Source organism: Paenibacillus sp. FSL H7-0703, from assembly GCF_038003485.1.
Lineage (GTDB): Bacteria > Bacillota > Bacilli > Paenibacillales > Paenibacillaceae > Paenibacillus > Paenibacillus polymyxa_B.
The window spans coordinates 1,873,290-1,892,349 of record NZ_JBBOPF010000001.1 but is presented as its reverse complement, the minus strand read 5'-3'; the positions used below and the strand labels follow the sequence as shown (position 1 = coordinate 1,892,349).

Annotated in this window: 21 protein-coding genes; 14 read left to right on the top strand and 7 right to left on the bottom strand. The window is 48.3% G+C overall.

Annotated features, from left to right (window positions below; genetic code table 11):
• Positions 1–36: 36 nt before the first annotated feature.
• The 6 genes from MHB46_RS08105 (at position 37) to MHB46_RS08080 (ending at position 5,655) form a co-directional block, all read left to right on the top strand.
• Positions 37–165 carry a paeninodin family lasso peptide gene (locus MHB46_RS08105; RefSeq protein ID WP_134902123.1) on the top strand — a complete coding sequence of 43 codons (129 nt, stop codon included), beginning with the start codon at positions 37–39 and terminating at the stop codon, positions 163–165.
• A 191-nt stretch (positions 166–356) separates the two neighbouring features.
• On the top strand, positions 357–1,400 hold the full coding sequence (locus MHB46_RS08100) for a serine kinase (RefSeq protein WP_341162035.1): 1,044 nt from the start codon (positions 357–359) through the stop codon (positions 1,398–1,400).
• Positions 1,387–1,689: a lasso peptide biosynthesis PqqD family chaperone gene (locus tag MHB46_RS08095; protein WP_165176423.1), complete on the top strand. Its 303-nt coding sequence runs from the start codon at positions 1,387–1,389 to the stop codon at positions 1,687–1,689. The genes MHB46_RS08100 and MHB46_RS08095 overlap by 14 nt, the downstream gene beginning before the upstream one ends.
• Position 1,690: 1 nt before the next feature.
• Positions 1,691–2,176, top strand: a complete 486-nt coding sequence (locus tag MHB46_RS08090) for a lasso peptide biosynthesis B2 protein (protein WP_254350979.1) — start codon at positions 1,691–1,693, stop codon at positions 2,174–2,176.
• A gap of 28 nt (positions 2,177–2,204) precedes the next feature.
• Positions 2,205–3,701, top strand: a complete 1,497-nt coding sequence (locus tag MHB46_RS08085) for a nucleotidyltransferase domain-containing protein (RefSeq protein ID WP_341162034.1) — start codon at positions 2,205–2,207, stop codon at positions 3,699–3,701.
• 142 nt (positions 3,702–3,843) lie between these two features.
• Positions 3,844–5,655: an ABC transporter ATP-binding protein gene (locus MHB46_RS08080; RefSeq protein WP_341162033.1), complete on the top strand. Its 1,812-nt coding sequence runs from the start codon at positions 3,844–3,846 to the stop codon at positions 5,653–5,655.
• Between the two features lie 22 nt (positions 5,656–5,677).
• Here the strand turns inward: MHB46_RS08080 and ku are convergent, their stop codons facing one another.
• Positions 5,678–6,592, bottom strand: a complete 915-nt coding sequence (gene ku / locus MHB46_RS08075) for a non-homologous end joining protein Ku (RefSeq protein WP_341162032.1) — start codon at positions 6,590–6,592, stop codon at positions 5,678–5,680.
• Between the two features lie 213 nt (positions 6,593–6,805).
• Here ku and MHB46_RS08070 point away from each other — a divergent pair, with 213 nt between their 5' ends.
• A complete protein-coding gene (locus MHB46_RS08070) occupies positions 6,806–7,045 on the top strand; it encodes a hypothetical protein (RefSeq protein WP_341162031.1) in 240 nt (79 codons plus the stop codon).
• Positions 7,046–7,100: 55 nt separating this feature from the next.
• Positions 7,101–7,280: an H-type small acid-soluble spore protein gene (locus MHB46_RS08065; protein ID WP_341162030.1), complete on the top strand. Its 180-nt coding sequence runs from the start codon at positions 7,101–7,103 to the stop codon at positions 7,278–7,280.
• 241 nt (positions 7,281–7,521) lie between these two features.
• Here MHB46_RS08065 and MHB46_RS08060 read toward each other — a convergent pair whose 3' ends face one another.
• From MHB46_RS08060 to MHB46_RS08040, 5 genes are all read right to left on the bottom strand, one after another.
• The gene (locus tag MHB46_RS08060) at positions 7,522–8,178 is read right to left on the bottom strand and encodes a 3-oxoacid CoA-transferase subunit B (RefSeq protein ID WP_341162029.1); all 657 of its coding nucleotides are present in this window, start codon (positions 8,176–8,178) and stop codon (positions 7,522–7,524) included.
• The gene (locus tag MHB46_RS08055) at positions 8,175–8,840 is read right to left on the bottom strand and encodes a CoA transferase subunit A (protein ID WP_160789051.1); all 666 of its coding nucleotides are present in this window, start codon (positions 8,838–8,840) and stop codon (positions 8,175–8,177) included. Before MHB46_RS08055 ends, MHB46_RS08060 begins: the two co-directional genes overlap by 4 nt.
• Before the next feature lie 40 nt (positions 8,841–8,880).
• Positions 8,881–9,621 (bottom strand): acetoacetate decarboxylase, encoded by a 741-nt coding sequence (locus MHB46_RS08050; RefSeq protein WP_341162028.1) that lies wholly within the window; start codon positions 9,619–9,621, stop codon positions 8,881–8,883.
• A gap of 55 nt (positions 9,622–9,676) precedes the next feature.
• Positions 9,677–10,861, bottom strand: a complete 1,185-nt coding sequence (locus MHB46_RS08045) for an acetyl-CoA C-acetyltransferase (protein ID WP_341162027.1) — start codon at positions 10,859–10,861, stop codon at positions 9,677–9,679.
• Positions 10,862–11,471: 610 nt separating this feature from the next.
• Positions 11,472–12,002: a cysteine hydrolase family protein gene (locus MHB46_RS08040; RefSeq protein WP_341162026.1), complete on the bottom strand. Its 531-nt coding sequence runs from the start codon at positions 12,000–12,002 to the stop codon at positions 11,472–11,474.
• 134 nt (positions 12,003–12,136) lie between these two features.
• Between MHB46_RS08040 and tsaE the strand changes: the two genes are divergently transcribed.
• Genes tsaE through tsaD form a run of 4 tightly spaced genes read left to right on the top strand, consistent with a single transcriptional unit; the run spans position 12,137 to position 15,050 of the window.
• Positions 12,137–12,616: a tRNA (adenosine(37)-N6)-threonylcarbamoyltransferase complex ATPase subunit type 1 TsaE gene (gene tsaE / locus MHB46_RS08035; protein WP_341162025.1), complete on the top strand. Its 480-nt coding sequence runs from the start codon at positions 12,137–12,139 to the stop codon at positions 12,614–12,616.
• 3 nt (positions 12,617–12,619) lie between these two features.
• Positions 12,620–13,456 (top strand): tRNA (adenosine(37)-N6)-threonylcarbamoyltransferase complex dimerization subunit type 1 TsaB, encoded by an 837-nt coding sequence (gene tsaB / locus MHB46_RS08030; RefSeq protein WP_341162024.1) that lies wholly within the window; start codon positions 12,620–12,622, stop codon positions 13,454–13,456.
• A gap of 17 nt (positions 13,457–13,473) precedes the next feature.
• The gene (rimI, locus tag MHB46_RS08025) at positions 13,474–13,989 is read left to right on the top strand and encodes a ribosomal protein S18-alanine N-acetyltransferase (protein ID WP_039269584.1); all 516 of its coding nucleotides are present in this window, start codon (positions 13,474–13,476) and stop codon (positions 13,987–13,989) included.
• Positions 13,986–15,050, top strand: coding sequence for a tRNA (adenosine(37)-N6)-threonylcarbamoyltransferase complex transferase subunit TsaD (gene tsaD, locus MHB46_RS08020; RefSeq protein WP_023987471.1), 1,065 nt, complete (start codon positions 13,986–13,988; stop codon positions 15,048–15,050). Before rimI ends, tsaD begins: the two co-directional genes overlap by 4 nt.
• Before the next feature lie 547 nt (positions 15,051–15,597).
• On the opposite strand, the gene MHB46_RS08015 is transcribed toward tsaD, so the two are convergent.
• Positions 15,598–17,562: an ABC-F family ATP-binding cassette domain-containing protein gene (locus MHB46_RS08015; protein ID WP_039270134.1), complete on the bottom strand. Its 1,965-nt coding sequence runs from the start codon at positions 17,560–17,562 to the stop codon at positions 15,598–15,600.
• A gap of 270 nt (positions 17,563–17,832) precedes the next feature.
• On the opposite strand from MHB46_RS08015, the gene MHB46_RS08010 reads away from it, so the two are divergent.
• Positions 17,833–18,465 carry a 5-formyltetrahydrofolate cyclo-ligase gene (locus tag MHB46_RS08010; protein WP_341163701.1) on the top strand — a complete coding sequence of 211 codons (633 nt, stop codon included), beginning with the start codon at positions 17,833–17,835 and terminating at the stop codon, positions 18,463–18,465.
• Positions 18,466–18,517: 52 nt separating this feature from the next.
• Entirely contained in the window at positions 18,518–19,006 is a 489-nt protein-coding gene (moaC, locus tag MHB46_RS08005) for a cyclic pyranopterin monophosphate synthase MoaC (protein ID WP_013309211.1), read from the top strand.
• Positions 19,007–19,060 lie beyond the last annotated feature (54 nt).

Genomic DNA, 19,060 nt, shown 5'->3' with positions numbered 1-19,060 from the left:
GGACAGTTCGTCATTCGTTGGAGGGGAGGTGATGAAATGAGTAAAAAAGAATGGCAGGAACCGACGATAGAGGTGTTGGATATTAGCCAGACCATGGCGGGGAAAGGCTGGAGACAGATTGATTGGGTGTCCGACCACGATGCCGATATTTATAATCCAAGCTAATAGATGGTTATACATGCAGCCGATGTTGGACTGGAAGCCAGACAGCTCGGCCGATAACGATTGAATGAACGAAAATAGCATAATCCATTGGACTCGTATTCAATACAGAGCCGTCTTTATTTCTTTCGGGTTAGAGGTTTTGCCCAAGAAATAAAGACGGGATTTTTAAGGACAGAGGAGTGAGTCCTACCGTGCATGACAGGAGTGCAAATGTTAGTTGGACGAAATATACAGCCTTTGGACTCAGGATTGCCAGTGAACTGAATCTGCCTGAACTGCTCCTGGCAGCACCGGAAGCAGTAGAGGATGTAGTCATTCGACAGGCTGATTTGACTGCATGGAGTGGTCAGCTGGAACAGGCCAATTTTGTGATGCTGGATGAACGATTTATGTTCCAAATACCAGGCACGGCCATTTATGCCGTCAGGGAAGGCAAGGAAATCGAGGTAAGCATATTCTCCGGGGCCGATCCTGACACCGTGCGGCTATTTGTGCTGGGTACGTGCATGGGTGTTCTGCTGATGCAAAGACGAATATTACCTATTCACGGAAGTGCGGTCGTCATTGGGGGGAGGGCATACGCATTTGTGGGTGAATCGGGTACGGGGAAATCGACACTGGCGGCTACTTTTAGGCAGGCAGGTTATCAGATGGTTAGTGATGACGTGATTGCTGTAGAAGCTACGGCTTCCTCAGCCATCGTGTATCCAGCTTATCCGCAGCAAAAGTTGGGATTGGATAGCTTGCTCCAACTGGAGGCTTTACGGGAGAACAAGCATGCACGCACAATAAATCACATACGGTCCCTAACGGATGGCAATTCTGTAATGCCACATTACAGAGATCTGCGTATGCTTGCAGGTGAGCTGAATAAATATGCCGTACCCGCCGTAGATGAATTTTTTAACGATCCGCTGCCCTTAGGAGGCGTATTTGAGCTAGTGGCAGATTCACCAATCCGTGCGTTGATGCGCGAAGGGGAGTTAGTGGCAGTTACGGAACAGCCCTTGAACGTTCTGGAGTGCTTGCATACATTACTACAACATACATATCGTAGGGTGATTATTCCGCGAATGGGTTTGAGTGAATGGTCTTTTGATACAGCGGCTAGGATGGCTCGTAAAGTAGAGGGTTGGCGGCTGCTGAGGGATAGTTCCGTCTTTACTGCGTCCGAGGTTGTACAACGGGTACTTGATATCATTCGTAAGGAGGAAAAGAGTTATGGCAGCCACTAATCCAGCTAAAGACCATTATCGCGTCATTTACGGTGAAGAGGTCTACGTCAGTGATATGGACGGGGAAAAAGTGATGATGAGTATTAACACTGGTAAATATTACAACTTAGGCTTCACAGGAGGACGAATCTGGGAACTGGCAGAATCCGGTCCTTCACTTGGCGATATCGTAACAATCCTGACGAACGAATATGAGGTGGACGAGGAACAGTGCAGACAGCAGGTACATACCTTTGTGGCTGAGTTGGAGCGGGAAGGACTGTTAAAGCTTCTACGGGAGTCGGTATAATATGCGGATACAACGGCTTCTTCTCCTGTCTCCAGAGGTCAGGAGATTGTTGCCGGAAGCTTGGCTGGAGCTGGGATGGGCGAGGCTACGCCAGCGTCGTTCTTTTGGGGACTACTCTAGGATTTGGGGCATATGTATGGAAGAAACTCCATGGCAGTGTGATGTCGGGCAGGAGAAGTCCATTCAGCAGATTTCACACGCTGTGGAGCTGGCAAGCCGTTATACTCCTTGGCGCAGTAGTTGTCTTGTACAAGCCGCTGCGGCAATGACATTGCTGGGACGTAGAAAACTGGACTGCACGCTGTATCTGGGCACAGCCAAAAATGCCGCTGGCCGCTTGGCCGCACATGCATGGGTACGTAGCGGACCGATTTATGTCACGGGGAAACGGGAGATGGAAGCATTTACGGTGGTGGGGATATTCGGGAGACGTGCTGTGACGGATACAAATACAAAGATGGCAGATAAAGGTAGTTCTTTGCTTTAATGCGATGAGACAAGAAGGAGAAGAATGCATGCCCACCAAGTCTGTTTTGGAACTTGCGAATTGGAATGAGGATCAGGAATTAACGTTGTTACTCTCTCTATTGGGGAAAGACGTTTCTCATTGGCAGGATAAGACTGCTGCTACCCAGCTGCGTGAGATGGATTGGATCCGCTTTTTACGTCTGACCGAGCACCATCGAGTGGTACCTACGGTGTATCTCCAACTGAAAACATTGAATCATCCATGCATTCCCGCAGAATTGTTGCGAGACCTTCAGGCGCAATATCATCGAAACACGCTTCGCATGCTCCATCTTCAAGCAGAAGCCGGGCGTCTGACCAGGCTGCTCATAGCTCATGGAATTCGTGTGCTTATGTTAAAGGGTCCTGCTCTGGCGCAGCAATTGTACGGGGATGTTTCTCTGCGTACCTCCAAGGACATCGATTTACTCATTGCCCCTGACGATATGGATGAGGCTGAGCATTGGATGAAGGAAGCCGGATATGCGCCCAAGAGCGGAGAAGTGCGTGTCCTTGGCAGTTGGAAATGGAAGGACCATCATGCATCCTACCTCCATCCGCAAAAACGGGTAGAGATAGAGTTGCATTGGCGTCTTCACCCGGATGGGGGTGGGGAACCCTCTTTTGACGAGCTGTGGAGCTGTCGGCAAATGGGTAAAGCTACAGGAGCCAGTCGGATGGTACCGTTGGCACCTGCCGACAACAGGACTGCGATGACGTCCTGTATGTATACGCTTGGCAGCGAGCATCAATTTCTGTACTTGAGTGCGCATGGTGCGCGTCACGGCTGGTTCAGGCTGCGCTGGCTGGTTGACATCGACAGGCTTGCGGTATGTGCTGTCGATTGGGAGGCGCTACTGCCGATGATGCGCCGCTACGGGGGCCTGCCTGCTGGCGGGCAGGCCTGGGCGCTCGCCGCTGCGTTGTTGGGTACGCCGATACCAGAGCTGATGCGTCCGGTATCGGCTACCCGGCAGGCGCACAGACTCGCGCTGAGCGCGCTGGCCTTCATGCAGGCCAGCGTTCCCGCACCATACCCGATTGCCCACGGGTCGGGTACAGATAGGCTTGCTCCATCAGAGCTGTTGCACAGCAGAGCTTTGGCGGAGCAAGCGGAGGCCGCCCCTCCGGATGGCGGTCCTTCATTGTGCGGTAGCTCTGGCGAAGCAGCCATGCGTACCACCCGTGGCGTTACTAGCATCACGGAAGATGCCAATAACGACGATCATAGCCCGATGAGCACCGCTAGCAGTTGTGCCCCCATTACTCCAGCTGTCGCCTCCAGCCAAGTCATGACCAGAAATAAGGCGGCTGCCCATCAGCCGGTCAGCCGCACTTACTTGCTTTCCTTAAAAGAGCCAAGACACAGACTAAGGTACCTCATCAGCCGTTTGTTTCCTTCTACGGGGGATTCGGCCGTTTTTCCACTGCCTCGCCAGCTGCATTTTTTGTATATCCCTTTACGTCCATTTCTTTGGCTGAAGCGGCGATTTTCAAAGCACTGACTCGATAGAGGATTTTGTAAAAATCCAATAAGCGGCTTTCAATGAACAATATATAGATCGAAATGGTCTAGTTCGTCTATATATTGCACTTTGGAGCGACTGGAATCGAATTTTGCAAAATCCTGGATAAGGAGTGTGCATTATGGTTCACCTGCGAATATATATGACAAAGCTGTATAGCGTGAACGGAGGTGCGTTATTTCTCAATATTGGATGTATGATCATTGTTAGCCTACTGGAGGGTTTTGGCATTTATATGCTTGTTCCTATGCTGGCGGCCATCGGCGTATTTGTCGGTCATTCAGGGATGCCATTTCTGTCTGATGGATTGGATCATTTTTTGGCGTTCATTCCTAAAAGGTGGCTGTTGCCGGGGATGTTGATGGTTTTTGTAGTGCTGCTTACAGGGCAGGCTTTGCTTCAGCGTTACCAGTCCATCCTGAATTCGCGGATTCAGCAGCGTTTTATGCGTTCTCTTCGAATAGACGTGTACACTTCCTTTATGAAGGCGCAGTGGGCCTTTTATTTGCGTCAGCGTAAATCTGATTTTAGCCATGTGATGACGACCGAGCTGGCGCGTGTCAGTCAGGGAACGAATTTGCTTCTTCAACTGACTACAGCCGTCATGTTTACGCTGATCCAGATTGCGCTGGCTTTTTGGTTATCCCCCTCTTTAACCGGACTGGTATTTCTGAGTGGATTGGGGCTGTTTGTCGTGTTCCGCCGCTCCATTCGAAATGCCAAACAATTAGGTGATCGTACGACTGAGCTGTCGCAGGTTTATTTTGCTGGAATTACGGATCACATGAACGGCATGAAAGATATTAAAAGCAATCTGTTGGAAGCGGCGAATATCCATTGGTTTCGCTCCCTGACACAACGAATGGAGGATAATACGACCCAATTTGTCCGGCAAAATGCGTCCACACAGTTTTTTCATCGTACAGCGGCAGCTGTTTTTGTCGCTTGTGTCATATTTATATCGTTGCAGTGGCTGCATGTTACATCTGAAAAACTGATTGTGTTGATTCTTATATTTTCCCGCTTATGGCCCCGATTTGCTCTTATTCAAGCGAGTCTGGAATACATCATGTCTATGATCTCCGCTTTTGAAAGTGTCACCAAGGTGCAACAGGAGTGCGAAGCTTTCTCCGATCCATCGGTATTCAATCTATCATCTGCAGCTGTACGGCAACCCCTGTCCCTTCGTCATGGAATTGAATGCAGCCATCTGGGTTATCGCTACGATGGTGCAGCAGAGCCTGCGCTGCATCGTATCAATTTGTTCATACCCGCCCGGGGAATGACAGCCATTGTAGGGAAATCGGGAGCAGGTAAAAGTACAATGGTCGATGTCCTGATGGGTTTTTTACGTCCAACTGGGGGGCAGATTACAATAGACGGGCTTGTTCTGGACGACGAATTGTTGCCCCAGTGGCGGCAGTCGTTTGGCTACGTGTCACAAGACCCATTTTTATTTCATGCGACTGTCCGCGAAAATTTGATGCTGGCAGATAAGGATGCTAGTGAGCAGCAACTATGGGAGGCGTTACATTTTGCAGCCGCAGACAGCTTTGTATCCAGACTGCCCGAAGGGCTGGACACGGTCATTGGAGATCGCGGGATTCGTCTGTCTGGAGGAGAACGTCAACGGCTAGTATTAGCACGGGCTGTCTTGCATCATCCTCCGGTACTTATACTAGATGAAGCGACAAGTGCGCTGGATGGTGAGCATGAAGCCGCAATTCAGGCAGCACTGGAACGGATGAAAGGTCAAATGACGTTGATCGTCATCGCTCACCGCCTGTCAACCATCAGACATGCAGATCAAATTGTCGTACTGGATCAAGGCGAGGTCATACAGCAGGGGAGCTACCGCCAACTGGAACAAGAGGAGCGGGGGGCGTTCAGTCAGCTACTATCGTATCAAAGCAGTCTCACCGCCACCCCTTAGTCAGACTTTTCTGTAACTCAGCTTAAGTTTCTTTACGTTTGGCAGTGCTTCTTTTCTTTTTGACTGGAGTCGGAGAGATGTTCTCGCCTGCAACAGCCTGCTGTGCTGTTGGGGCTGCTGGTTTACGCGCAGGGCGTTTTTTCGCAGCAGGGCCGGGATCGGTAACGACAGGTTGCACTGCTTCGATGCTGGCCTGAAGGGCGGCCATTAAATCTACTACGTTGGTCTGAGGCTGTGTTGGGGCGATTCGCACCTCTTCACCAGCCACTTTATGCTGAATGAGATCCAGCAGACGCTCGCGGTACTGATCCGTATACTTCGCTGCATCAAAAGGTGTAGATAGCTGCTCGATCAGCATTTTTGCCATGGTCAGCTCCTTCTCTTTAACCTCCTCCTGCCTTGGTAAGTTAGGAACTTGAGCAATGGGGCGAATTTCATCGGGGTAAAACATCGTCTCCACAGCCAAACATTCATCCAACACCCGAATAGCCGCCAGGCTGCTTTTAGAGCGGATGGAGATTTGGGCAATCCCGATTTTCCCGGTATCCTTCATCGCATTCATGAGCAGCTTATACGCATTGGAGCCAGCTTGATCCGGGGATAAATAATACGTTTTCTGAAAGTAAATCGGATCAATTTCCTGCAAATCCACAAAATCCAAAATGACAATATTTTTATCCGCTTGTCCGCTAACTTGCTCCAGTTCCTCCTTGTCGAACATGACAAATTTTCCTTTTTCATATTCGTAGCCTTTTCCAATTTCCTCCCATTCGACCTCCTTGTCACAAACGGGACACTTTCGTACATAGCTAAGTGGGCTTCCACATTCCTTGTGAATATAACGCATGGAAATGTCCTTATCCTCCGTAGCTGAAAACATTTTAACGGGCACATGAACCAGCCCGAAGCTGATCGCGCCTTTCCAGACCGTATGCATACCGCCAGTCCCCCTTTTCTTAAATCCGCATTTTGCATCCTTCGTTTCCGGTCAACCCGTGATATGAGCAATATGATTTTTCACTTAGTATGCTTCGTACAAGTGATTGTATGAGGTGCAAATGAAGGCTGCAAATTACTTCCGTTTGCGCATGATTACAGCAATTTTGGTGCATAGTAAGGCATATCCTATTCAAAAGGAGGTACACAATTTATGTCCGAAAAATCCTATCCTCGGCAAATCAGGCATCGTGTGGGCCAAAGCCATATCGCCTTTCGGGGACCCGCCGGAGGCGAACAGGATGCATTGCCGCCCGAGTTTGCCCTTTCCCATGGAATCCAGCCGCCTTTTCCCGTAGCTGTGGCTCATGTGGATTTGGAGGCTGTAGTTTCAACCTCTCCTTCTCACAGCTTTCCATCATTAGACGTTGAACGGATTATAGATGAAGACTAGTGACCTATATTTCTGAAAGAATGCACACAACAACAATCAGGAGGGGAAGAATAGCATGAACGTGGACCGAGCAAAAGCCATTTATGATTCATCCGAAAATATTGCCGTACAATTGGATGGTAAACCGATCTGGATTGAGCATGTAGACGAAGCGAACGGTATGGCAACGGTACAGATAGGTAGCAGACCCGGCAATACCCAAACCGTCCGTGTGGATCGTTTAGAAGAACAATAGAAGAGGGGCACCAAACAGATTTTTCCCCATAGTATGGGGTATAGCTTTAGAAAGATTTTGGACAGCTGTGGGCTTTTATCGTAGAATGCTGCTTGAATGGTCCCGCTCCAACCCTAAAAGGCTCGCAATTGCTCAATGAGCAATTAGCGAACCTTATTTGTAATAATGAATGCAGTCGAGGGGACAAGTTAAACGCCAGACAAGTTAATTTGAAGGTGCAGCTGGTTCCTTTCTATGAACTTTAAACTGCTATGGCCCTCAAATGTGGTGAAACTATCAGTTTAGCCTCTGTTGCTAATTGAACGTCTTCCACCGTCAAACCCGGAGCAATTTCTTTCAGCATCAGCCCTTTACCCGGAATAACATCGATGACAGCCTTTTCGGTTACTATGGTCTTTACAACATTTACAGCAGTCAAGGGCAGCTTGCATTGTTCCAGTATTTTCGGCGCCCCATTTTTGTTCACATGCTCCATGGCTACAATCACTCTCTTGGCTCCAACTACCAAATCCATGGCTCCTCCCATACCTGGCACCTTTTTCCCAGGGATCATCCAGCTTGCAAGGTTGCCTTTCTCGTCGACCTCCAGGGCGCCCAGCACGGTGATATCCACATGCCCTCCGCGGATGATGGAAAATGAAAGTGCACTGTCAAAAAAGCATGCTCCTTCCATGGTTGTAACGTAGTTTCCGCCTGAATCGATACAATCGAGCCTTTCTTTTCCCTGAGCCGCTTTGGGGCCTACACCGAGGATTCCGTTCTCAGCCTGCAGCATAATATGAATGTCATCGGGGATATAGTCCACTACCATTGTAGGCAATCCGACACCAAGGTTGACAACTTCACCACTTTTGAATTCCTGGGCTATTCTTCGAGCAATGAATTCTCTGTTATTCATGCGTTTTCACCCACCTTTACAATTGCGTCGACAAATATTCCGGGAACGTTGACATGATTGGGGTCAATTTCACCCGTCTTTACGTATTCGTCTACCTGAGCAACTACATACTCTGCCGCTGTAGCCATAACCATATTGAAGTTACGTGAAGAGCCGTTGATGACAAGATTACCTGCTTCATCAGCCTTATGGGCTCTGATTAGCGCCACATCCGCTTTGAGCGGGAGTTCGAGCAAATATTCCCTTTCATCAATTTCTATTTTCTTTTTTCCTTCCTCTACAACGGTGCCTACACCTACAGGTGTTAAAACCCCGCCCAAACCGGCTCCTCCTGCGCGTATTTTTTCAGCGAGCGTGCCTTGCGGGAAGAGTTGGACCTCAGCTTCTTTCGTCATCAGGAGCCTTCCCGTTTCCGGATTGGAGCCGATATAGGATGCAAAAATTCGCTTTACTCTGCCACTTTTTACAAGCTTATAGATAGATAATTCCGGTGTGCCTGTGTCATTGGAAACAATCGTAAGATTGCTGGCGGGATTGGTGTCGACAAGCGCACGAACCAGCTCCTCCGGAAAGCCTCCTGCCAGAAAACCTCCGACCATCACCGTGTCTCCGTCTTTGACCTTCTTAACTGCTTCTTCAGCGGAGATTACTTTGTTATTCATGGTTCCTTCTCCTTATATATATTTTTTAGGAAAGCAAACTTTATTGAAGATAATCGTAGAGGACTCTTCCATATGGAAGCGTTAAATCAGCAATAAAATGTTTCCCGCCAATATAAGATTTAACCGGCAAATCTGCCACAGGAGCGTTGACATGGGGGATCAGGCTTAACCTGGCAGGCCCTGACCAGGCTCCTTTTACAGTAATGTTCTCAAGATTATACGCTACTAACTGAGCGATTTTGGGGGTACCGTCAACATCAGGAATTAACTTTAAATTAACTTGCGTTTTTGCGATAGCTTTTGCCGTTTCCTTTTCATCAAGAATGTTATATTTGAAAGGCATAGTTCCCGTGGCCACCAGGACGTTGTTATAATGCAATGTACCCGTCAGCGTCTCCGTCTCCTCAACGATCAAGCGAGGCTTTGCCCATTTTTTTGGAAATCCCCAGACTTCACGTCCCCCCAGAATAGCAGGCGCGTTATCCAAATACATTTGGGCAACAAAATTGCAGGGTTCTCCATGAAAAGTACACGGAATGACAATACCACTTTCCTCATAGCATCCTAAACCGGAAGAATCGGGCATCTTGATCCATTCATAGGAGACCGTATTGCTTCCATCCGGCTCAAGAGGTTCTGGGACCGCCTGTCTTATCGCAGCGGGATCAGTCTCGTAGGTAATGATAAAAAATTCCCGGTTGATGAAGCGGTATGGTGGGCGCCCGTAGCTGCCGCTAGCCGCAGGCATAGATTGGAGTGAAAGTACATCTTTTTGATTCATAGCGATCTCCCTTCCTTTTAAGAGATAGTTCTAAAAGTCATCCTGAACACGCACTTTAAATGAGCGCATTTTCAACCAGCATCGCTATTCCCATTCCTGTTCCGATGCATAACGAGGCGATACCGTAGCGTGAAGATCTTCGCACCATTTCGTGAACCAACGTAGTCAATATCCTAGCACCGCTGGCACCGACAGGATGCCCGATCGCGATTGCGCCGCCATTGACATTCACTTTGTCCAGACTGACCCCTAGCTCTTTCACTACCGCTAATGCTTGTGAGGCAAATGCTTCATTAATTTCAAAAAGATCAATGGTATCGATGGATATACCTTGCTGCTTAAGAAGTGTCGAAATGGCTTTCACTGGCCCCATTCCCATATATGCAGGGTCAACGCCAACAAGTGAATAACCTTTGATATATGCCAATGGCTTTAATGCATGTTCCTTGCATTTGTCTTCCGATACTACAAGCACGGCGGCCGCGCCATCATTGATTCCTGAAGCATTTCCGGCGGTAACCGTCCCGTTCTCCTTAAACGCAGGTTTTAATTGAGAAAGTTTTTCTTGCGTTGTATTTCCTCTTATGTGTTCGTCCTCTGTGAAAGAAATAGTTTCTTTTTTGGTTTTGATCATGACCGGAACAATTTGCTCTTCAAAAAGCTTTTTGTTTTTTGCTTCTACGGCTTTTAGCTGGCTTTGATAGGCAAATTCGTCCTGTTCAAGTCTTGAAATTCCATATTTCTCGGCAACATTTTCTGCGGTAATTCCCATATGGTAATGGTTGATCGGGCACGTAAGGCCGTCGGCCACTAGGGAGTCTACCAACTCACCGTTGCCAAGTTTGTAGCCGTTTCTTGCATTCCTTAGCAGGTAAGGGGCATTCGACATGCTCTCCATCCCTCCGGCCAAGACGACGTTGCCTTGTTCAGCCAAGATTGAATTGTAAGCTAAAGCAACGGCATGAAGTCCTGAACCGCAAACTGTATTTATCGTTGTTTCGGGTACATCAATAGGGATACCGGCTTTTAATGCCGCCTGTCTGGCAGGATTTTGTCCATTGCCCGCCTGAAGAACATTTCCCAAATAAATCTGATCAATCAAAGAAGGCTCTAATTTACTTTGCTGAAGGCATGCTGTCATCACAGTTGCTCCCAGTTCGGAAGCGCTTAGAGGCGCAAGGGTTTTGTTAAAAGAGCCGACCGCTGTTCTCAACGGGCTTACTAAAGCTACTTTTTTCATTAAAAACTCACATTCCTTTCGCTGTGTTCAAGACACAATACATCCATGATTGCACTTCAATTCGTAATTTCCGTTTTTAACCTACGAGACGCAGCGACGCAAGATACATTTGCATGCGGGCATATCATGGTGCCTAAGACAGTGAGTGTGACGGTTCGATCGCCTTCTCTCATTGGAAATTAAAACCAGTTTCATCATAGTTCTAATGCAGATTTTGCTCAATGTCCAAATATTTACACATTTCTATGTACAGATGTTTATAGGGCCATATACTCCACAAAAATTAGGCCATTCTAATGTTTTCTGTTAATTTCTTAATTTTTCTGAAAATCATGATCATAAATTGAATTTTATGTTAAAAATGAAAATTTCAATCCATACGTGAAAAAGTTTTCTTCGCAAATATCATCTAACTCATCGCTGGGAAATAAAAAAAGCCTCCAGAATTTTCTGAAGACGGCTTTGCCTTTCAATATTCATGATCTTCGTCCTATTGTGCCAGCTTGCTTCTCGTTAAAGGTGTCACTCGAAAGGGCGGTTTTTCACATGAACTAAAAAAGAAGCCGACTTGCTTGAAAGCAATCGGCTTAGAACATAAAACTTCAACAACTCACGAAAAATGTACATCTTCCGTCGCGAGTAAACGCACAAAACGATTGCCAAGCATCCCATTATGATGAGCTACAATTTGTTCACTGCTCAGCACCTTGCTATCAAATGTACTATGTGCATCCAATACGAGTACGTTGTTCTGGTATCCCAGACTATAGGCGCTTCGGCAAGTCGTGTCGAGGCAAAACTCGGTCTGCATCCCCGCGATTACGAGTTGATCGGCCCCCAGTTCCTTCAGTACATGGCCCAATTCGGTTTGGTAGAAGCTGTCCCAGGATGATTTACGGACAATTCGTTCATGAGGAAGAGGACGCACTACGTCGGCGATGGCCCAGCCTACACTGTTTTCTCGGAAATCCTCATCCGTTTCATCGGTATGCTGTATAAAAATCACCGGTGTACCTGTAGCTCTGGCTTTGTCCAAAAGCTGCTGCAAATGCGCTACAACTTCCTGCTCACGATACAGCTTCTCATCATACATGAACATAGCCTGCTGAACATCAATCATGAGTAAAACGGTTTGCCCCATCGTTTCAATCCCTCCCTGTGTGTATCATCTAACTTACAATAGCATGTCTTCATGCCTTGCGGCGACATAAGGTGAACTATATAATAAAGAACAAGTTGGAACGGTCCGATTTGGACGAAAGGTGATTAAAATATATGACAATTTCGCAGGAGCAGTTTACGTTCCGTTCTGTCTCAGAGGCACAGACCGGGTCATTGGCAGGTTTTTTGGCAGCCAAAGCGGTTCCCGGAACGGTGATTGTGCTGGATGGAGATCTGGGAGCGGGCAAAACTGCTTTTTCCAAGGCTTTTGCCGGCCATTTAGGTGTGCCGGGCGTCGTAAATAGTCCAACCTTTACCCTCATTAAGGAGTACGAGGGCCGATTGCCTTTGTATCATATGGATGTGTACCGGATTTCCCAGGACGAGGCGGAGGATCTCGGGCTGGACGAATATTTTTACGGGACAGGAGTATGTCTGGTGGAATGGGGTAGTATTATACCGGATATATTGCCGGAGCAGCGGCTTCACATGTATATAGAAACAACGGATGTGGGGGAGCGCTTGATTCACCTGACCGGGTACGGCGAGCCTTATGAACAATGGTGCCGCAGTTTGCGGGAGAATGGAGTTTGAACCATGCAAAGAGAGCATACAGATGTGAATGTAAAGCCGCGTGAGCGGTTTTTGACGTTAGATACAGCGACGACCGTGATGGCGGCCGCTCTGATGAACGGAAGAGAATTGCTGGGAGAAAGCAACGTCTATGGCGAACGTAATCACTCCGTGCATGTGATTACCGAGCTGGAACGACTGCTGAATGAAGAAGGGCTGACACGAGATGATGTAGATGGTATTGCAGTTGGTGTTGGACCGGGGTCTTATACCGGTATCCGGATTGCGGTGACCGCAGCCAAAACACTCGCTTGGGCCTGGGGTATCCCGGTGACGTCCATATCCACTTTGCATGCTTTGGCGTGGGGTGGTTGGAATCGCGGCATCGAGATGAAGGGACAAGAAGATAAAAATGAGTCTGTGAATAACGGTTCGTCCGGAGCGCAGGCAGCGGACTGGATTGTGCCTGTGCTGGATGCGCGCCGTGGTCAGGTTTACACGGGGCTGTTCGCCGTGAATACAGTTGACGACGTCGAGAGTCCGCAACGGCTGGAGCCAGATGCAATTCGCTTAATGACTGCTTGGACCGATGACCTGCTGCAACGGCTGGAGGCTTTGCCCTCTGAAGAGCGTCCTCCGGTCATTTGGCTAGTCGGTGAAACGGCGGTTCACGCCGAAACAGCCGAGCGCCTGCGTGCTTGGAGCGAGCTACGTATCGTACCTTATGAGCTGGAGGGAAGATGGGTTGGCCGCCTTGGGGCGGATAAGCTGCTTCGTCAAGAACATGACGAGCTACATACGCTGGTTCCTAATTATACCCAGCTGGCGGAGGCGGAAGCCAATCTGCTTCGTCAGCGCTGAAGAGAGCGGTGAACAACATGGCAAAGAACATACAGCGGGAAGAGAAACTTGAGTTTCGCTTGATGCAACTGGATGATATTCCCGATGTGCTGGAGATTGAGCATGAAGCGTTCACGCTGCCGTGGACGGAGGAAGCATTCCGCAATGAGCTGACGATGAATCATTTCGCTAAATATATGATTATGGAACTAGACGGACGAGCCATTGGTTACGCAGGCATGTGGACGATTATGGATGAGGCCCATATTACGAATATTGCGATTCGTGAGGCTTATCGCGGACGCAAGCTTGGGGACAAGCTGTTGGATGAGTTGATGCAGACCGCCTCTTATTTAGGGATGGAACGTATGACGCTGGAGGTGCGGGTAACGAACCGGATCGCTCAGGGCTTGTATGAGAAAAAAGGCTTTAAGCCCGCAGGTGTGCGCAAAGGCTATTATTCGGATAATAACGAGGATGCCGTGATCATGTGGGCGGATCTTCCCGCGCATGGGGCATCCGGTGAACAGGAAGGAAGCGTGCAGAAGCAATGACGCAAGAGGAAAAAGCAGGTACAGGCTCCGCCTCCGGCGAGCCTTGCTATATACTGGCAGTGGAAACGAGTTGTGATGAGACGGCTGTTTCCGTCGTGAAAAATGGCACAGAGGTGCTCTCAAATTTGATTTCCAGTCAGATTGAAACACACAAAGCCTTTGGTGGTGTTGTGCCAGAGGTGGCTTCACGCAAACATGTGGAGAGCATCACCTACATGCTGGACGAGGCCATGCAAACATCGGGAATTACCCCTCGTGAGATTTCGGCGGTTGCCGTGACACAAGGACCAGGACTGGTTGGCGCATTGTTGGTTGGAATTGTCGCTGCCAAGAGTGCTGCCTTGGCGTTCGGCAAGCCATTAATCGGGACGCATCATATCGCGGGACATATTTATGCCAATCAGCTGGAGCATGATATCGTATATCCGTGTATTGCTCTCGTTGTGTCAGGAGGACATACAGAGTTGGTGCTGATGGAGTCCGAAGGTCATTTTCAACTCATTGGTCGTACAAGAGATGATGCGGTTGGGGAAGCCTACGACAAAGTAGCGAGAGCGATTGGGTTTCCATATCCGGGTGGCCCGCATGTGGATCGTGTGGCTCATGAATCGGAGGAAGTGGTTACTTTGCCGCGTGCATGGCTGGAGCCGGATTCTTATGATTTTAGCTTTAGCGGTTTGAAATCTGCGGTGCTGAATGTAATTAACCAGACGAAAATGCGTGGAGAAACCGTTCATGTGGGAGCGATCGCAAGAGGCTTTCAAGAGTCGGTCGTCGAGGTGCTGGTGGAAAAGGCGATTCGTGCCATGCGTGAATACGGTGCGAAGCAGCTCCTGCTTTGTGGCGGTGTGGCTGCTAATCGCGGACTGCGTACAGCATTGCGGGAGCGCTGTGAGCGCGAAGGAATCGAGCTGCTTGTACCATCGATGAAATATTGCACAGATAATGCAGCGATGATCGGCGCTGCGGCCTACGCCAAATGGAAGCGCGGGGAATTTACCTCATTGGATATGAAGGCTGATCCAGGGCTGTCTCTAGAAGAATGGTCTGTCCAAACTTAATTGAAGAAGAATGAGCAAGACACGGCACAGTTGAGTCGTGTCTTTTTTGTTCCGCTCCATAACGATCAAAAAAATATAAATTCAAGAGGATAAAATACAGGAGTTTGAGCAAATGAATGGCAGCATCTCATTCACTCGCATCATTCGTCACAATTGTTCACGATTTTTCATGATCCATCAAAAAAATCCGGAATTTTGATATTGCCCGAATAATGATGTGATTTGTCAAGTTGTGAACAAAGTTATCCACATATACCGCTTCGAATGTGGATAACCGATCCCGAAGCAAGCAGGCTAAGACTTTTTGGAGATAGCAAGTTGGGGGATATGTAACACCTTTAGTTCTTGTGAAATCTGTGGATAATGTGGATAAAAGGGTGGATAAATTTGGTTTTCATTTGAAAATGGCTTTTTATCAATAAAAAAATGGCCCGAATGGCCATTTTTCAATCTTATTCATACACATAAGCTGTGGATAATCTTGTGTACAAAAATATAGAAGAGGAAAATGTGAAATTTTTAAGGCTAAGATTTTATGCAGTAGTTTTTATTCTTCTAACAGCTCTTCCCAAGAGGTATAGGTTTCAGTCAATTCCTGTTTATGGGTGTCGAGTTGTGCCTGAATATTCTGAAGCGCTGTGTAATCCTGATAAATCTCAGGCAGGGTCATTTGTTCCTCCAGCCCTAAAATTTGTTCTTCCAGCGTTTTGATCTGGTTTTCCAATGCCTCCAGCTTGCGTTGACGGCTACGTTCCTCGCTTTTGGCTTGTTTGTCTGCCGCATAGGTGGCGGCGCGTGATTTGGATGTGGTCTCGTCTGTCACGGATGCAGAGGTAGCCGATGTTTTGCCGCGTGTGGCCTGATTTGCCTCCAGAGCTTCCTGCGCAATTTCCTCTAACTCCTGCTTTTTGGCTACATAGTCATCATAATTCCCCAGGAAATGTTCTATCCCCCCAGGATGAAGCTCGATGACACGTTCCGCCATTTTGTTCAGGAAATAACGGTCATGGGAAATGAACAACAGCGTACCGTCATAGTCCATCAAAGCCGCTTCCAGCACTTCCTTGCTAAACAGATCCAGATGGTTGGTAGGCTCATCTAGAATTAACACGTTGGCTTCGCGCAGCATGAGCTTGGCCAGAGATACACGGGCTTTTTCCCCTCCGCTTAATGCAGCTACCTTTTTAAGTACATCGTCACCGCTAAACAGGAAATTACCCAGCACTGTACGAATACGTGCTTCTTCCATATGAGGGTACTCGCTCCACAACTCCTCCAGTACGGTATTGGCGGGGTTCAGGTTCGTCTGCTCCTGGTCATACAGGCCGATTTTGATTTTCGTGCCCCAGTGGATGGAGCCAGCAGCAGGTTTAAGTGATCCGGTCAGACATTTGAGCAACGTCGATTTTCCGATCCCGTTTGGACCAATCAGTGCCACGGTATCACCACGTTTTAAGTCGAACGATGCGTGCTGGAATAAAGGCTTTTTACCTTCATATCCCACAGAGAGGTCACGTACCTCCAGTACTTCCTTACCTGACATATGGGCTGTTTCAAAGGAAAAATGAGCCTTTTTCAAGTCTCCCATGGGCCGATCCATACGCTCCATTTTATCTAACTGCTTGCGCCGACTTTGAGCGCGTTTGGTCGTGGAAGCCCGCACGATATTACGTTGTACGAATGCTTCTAAACGGGCAATTTCTCCTTGCTGCTTTTCGTAATGCTTCAGATTCGTTTCGTACTCGGCAGCCTTCAGCTCCATGTAGCGGCTGTAGTTGCCTGTATATCGAGTAGAACGATGGCGTTCAATTTCAATAATCGTCGTTACCAGTCGGTCCAAGAAATAACGGTCATGTGATACAACCAGCAGAGAACCGGAGTAGCCGCGCAAATAATCCTCCAACCAGGTCAGTGTTTGAATATCCAGATAGTTGGTAGGCTCATCGAGCATAAGGACATCTGGTGCGAGCAGTAGGATGCGCGCTAGCGCAAGCCGAGTTTTCTGTCCTCCGCTCAGAGTAGCTACGGGCGTCTCAGGTGCAAATGAACCAAAGCCCATACCGTGCAGCACGCTGCGAATACGGGTCTCCATTTCATAACCACCGTGATCCTTGAACCAGTCTGAACGACGTGCATAGCGTTCCAGCAGATCTGCGTAGCGTTTTTCGTTTTGAGCATTGGCCAGGTCAGCGATGTCCTGTTCCATTTGCCGCAGTTCCCGTTCCGCTTCAATCAGGGGAGTGAACACCAGCATCATTTCACCCCAGATAGAACGGTCAGAATTCAAGCCGCTGTTTTGCGCCAAATAACCGATGCTGGTCTCCTTCGCCTTGAAAATTTGTCCACTGTCATAGGATATTTCACCAGCAATGATTTTGAGCAGGGTCGATTTGCCTGCACCGTTCACACCTACCAGTCCAATACGTTCACGTTCCAATATTTGAAGGTTAATCCCGTCCAGAACGGGCTCAATTCCATAGGATTTAGTAATTCCGGTTACTTGCAATAGCATAGCGTATCGTTCCTCCATTACATTTTGCACAGTTCTACCTGCTTTCTTCGCAGGTACCTTCCTTCCAGTTTACATGAAATTACCCACTATTGCACTGCTTTCACCCCGTAAACCCTTGAGCCGCGTGTAGTCAATTTGTATAAACAATGATAAACTTAAACGAGAAGTGAAAAAGAATGAAAAAAACTTGCAACGTACAGCACTTACTGACAAATGGGACAATAGTAACGTTTTAAAGATTATCGACGATTGTGCGGGAGGGCGGATGTGATGGATGTCTGTAATGTGAAGAACGCGCTGCGTTTGCAGCAACGGGAAGCGCGTGACTCCATGGACCCGCTGACAAGGCAGAAGGCATCGGCTGTGGCCTGTCGGCATGCAATCGAGGCATGGGAGCAGCTTAGAATAGACAGAAACGGAGATAAGCTAACCTTATTTAGTTATCTCTCTTTTGGCAGCGAGATTTCGACGACTCCCCTCATTGAGCATTGCTGGTCACAGGGAGATCGTGTCCTGGCCCCAAGAGTGGACCCGGTAACTCGAACTATGGAGCTGAGGGAGATGGATCAGTACGGAGATATTGTACCCGGCATCTGGAACATCCCTGAGCCTGCTTTGACATGCAAGGAATGGTCGCCTGAAATGTGGACGGGAATTGACTGGGTTGTTGTACCCGGCTTGGCCTTCGATCGTCGTGGGGGCAGGATCGGCTACGGCGGAGGCTATTATGACCGCTTTACCGTACAGGTAGAGGCAGAGAAGCATAACAACAGCCATGTAGGTCCGCTTTATGTCTCGCTGCTGTTGCCGGGACAATTGCTGACACAGGTGCCCATGGAGCCAAGGGATTTGCGAGTGGACGTGCTGTTTACTCTGGATGGACGCTTAGATTGTGATTATTGACAAATGATGAATGAAGTAAAGTTGGGTATGTGAAAGGAGCTGTGAGGGAGTCGTGGATTCCTTTACTCATTTTAACGAACAGGGACGGGCTCGGATGGTAGATATTTCGGGTAAAACGTCTACGATTCGTACAGCAGTTGCCGTGACTCAGATTACGATGAATCCGGCTACATTGACGGCTGTAAAAGAAGGAAGAATCGGCAAGGGGGATGTTCTTGCTGTGGCCCAGGTCGCAGGGATTCAAGGCGCGAAAAAAACGTCAGACTGGATACCGATGTGTCATCCACTGGCCCTGACAGGCGTGAACATTACTTTTTCCGATAATGGACATGATGTGCTTCATATTGAAGTTGAAGTGAAGACCGAAGGTAAGACAGGTGTAGAAATGGAAGCTTTGACAGCGGCTTCAGCCGCAGCGTTAACCGTGTATGATATGTGCAAGGCGCTGCAAAAAGATATGATCATCGGCCCTACTATGCTGCAATCCAAAACAGGTGGCAAGCATGGGGATTTTCAAAGGGAGGACCACCGGGAACCTTGACATAGACAACATTGTCGCCGAGAGGGTACTGTGATGTGATGGAGGATGCAGCGT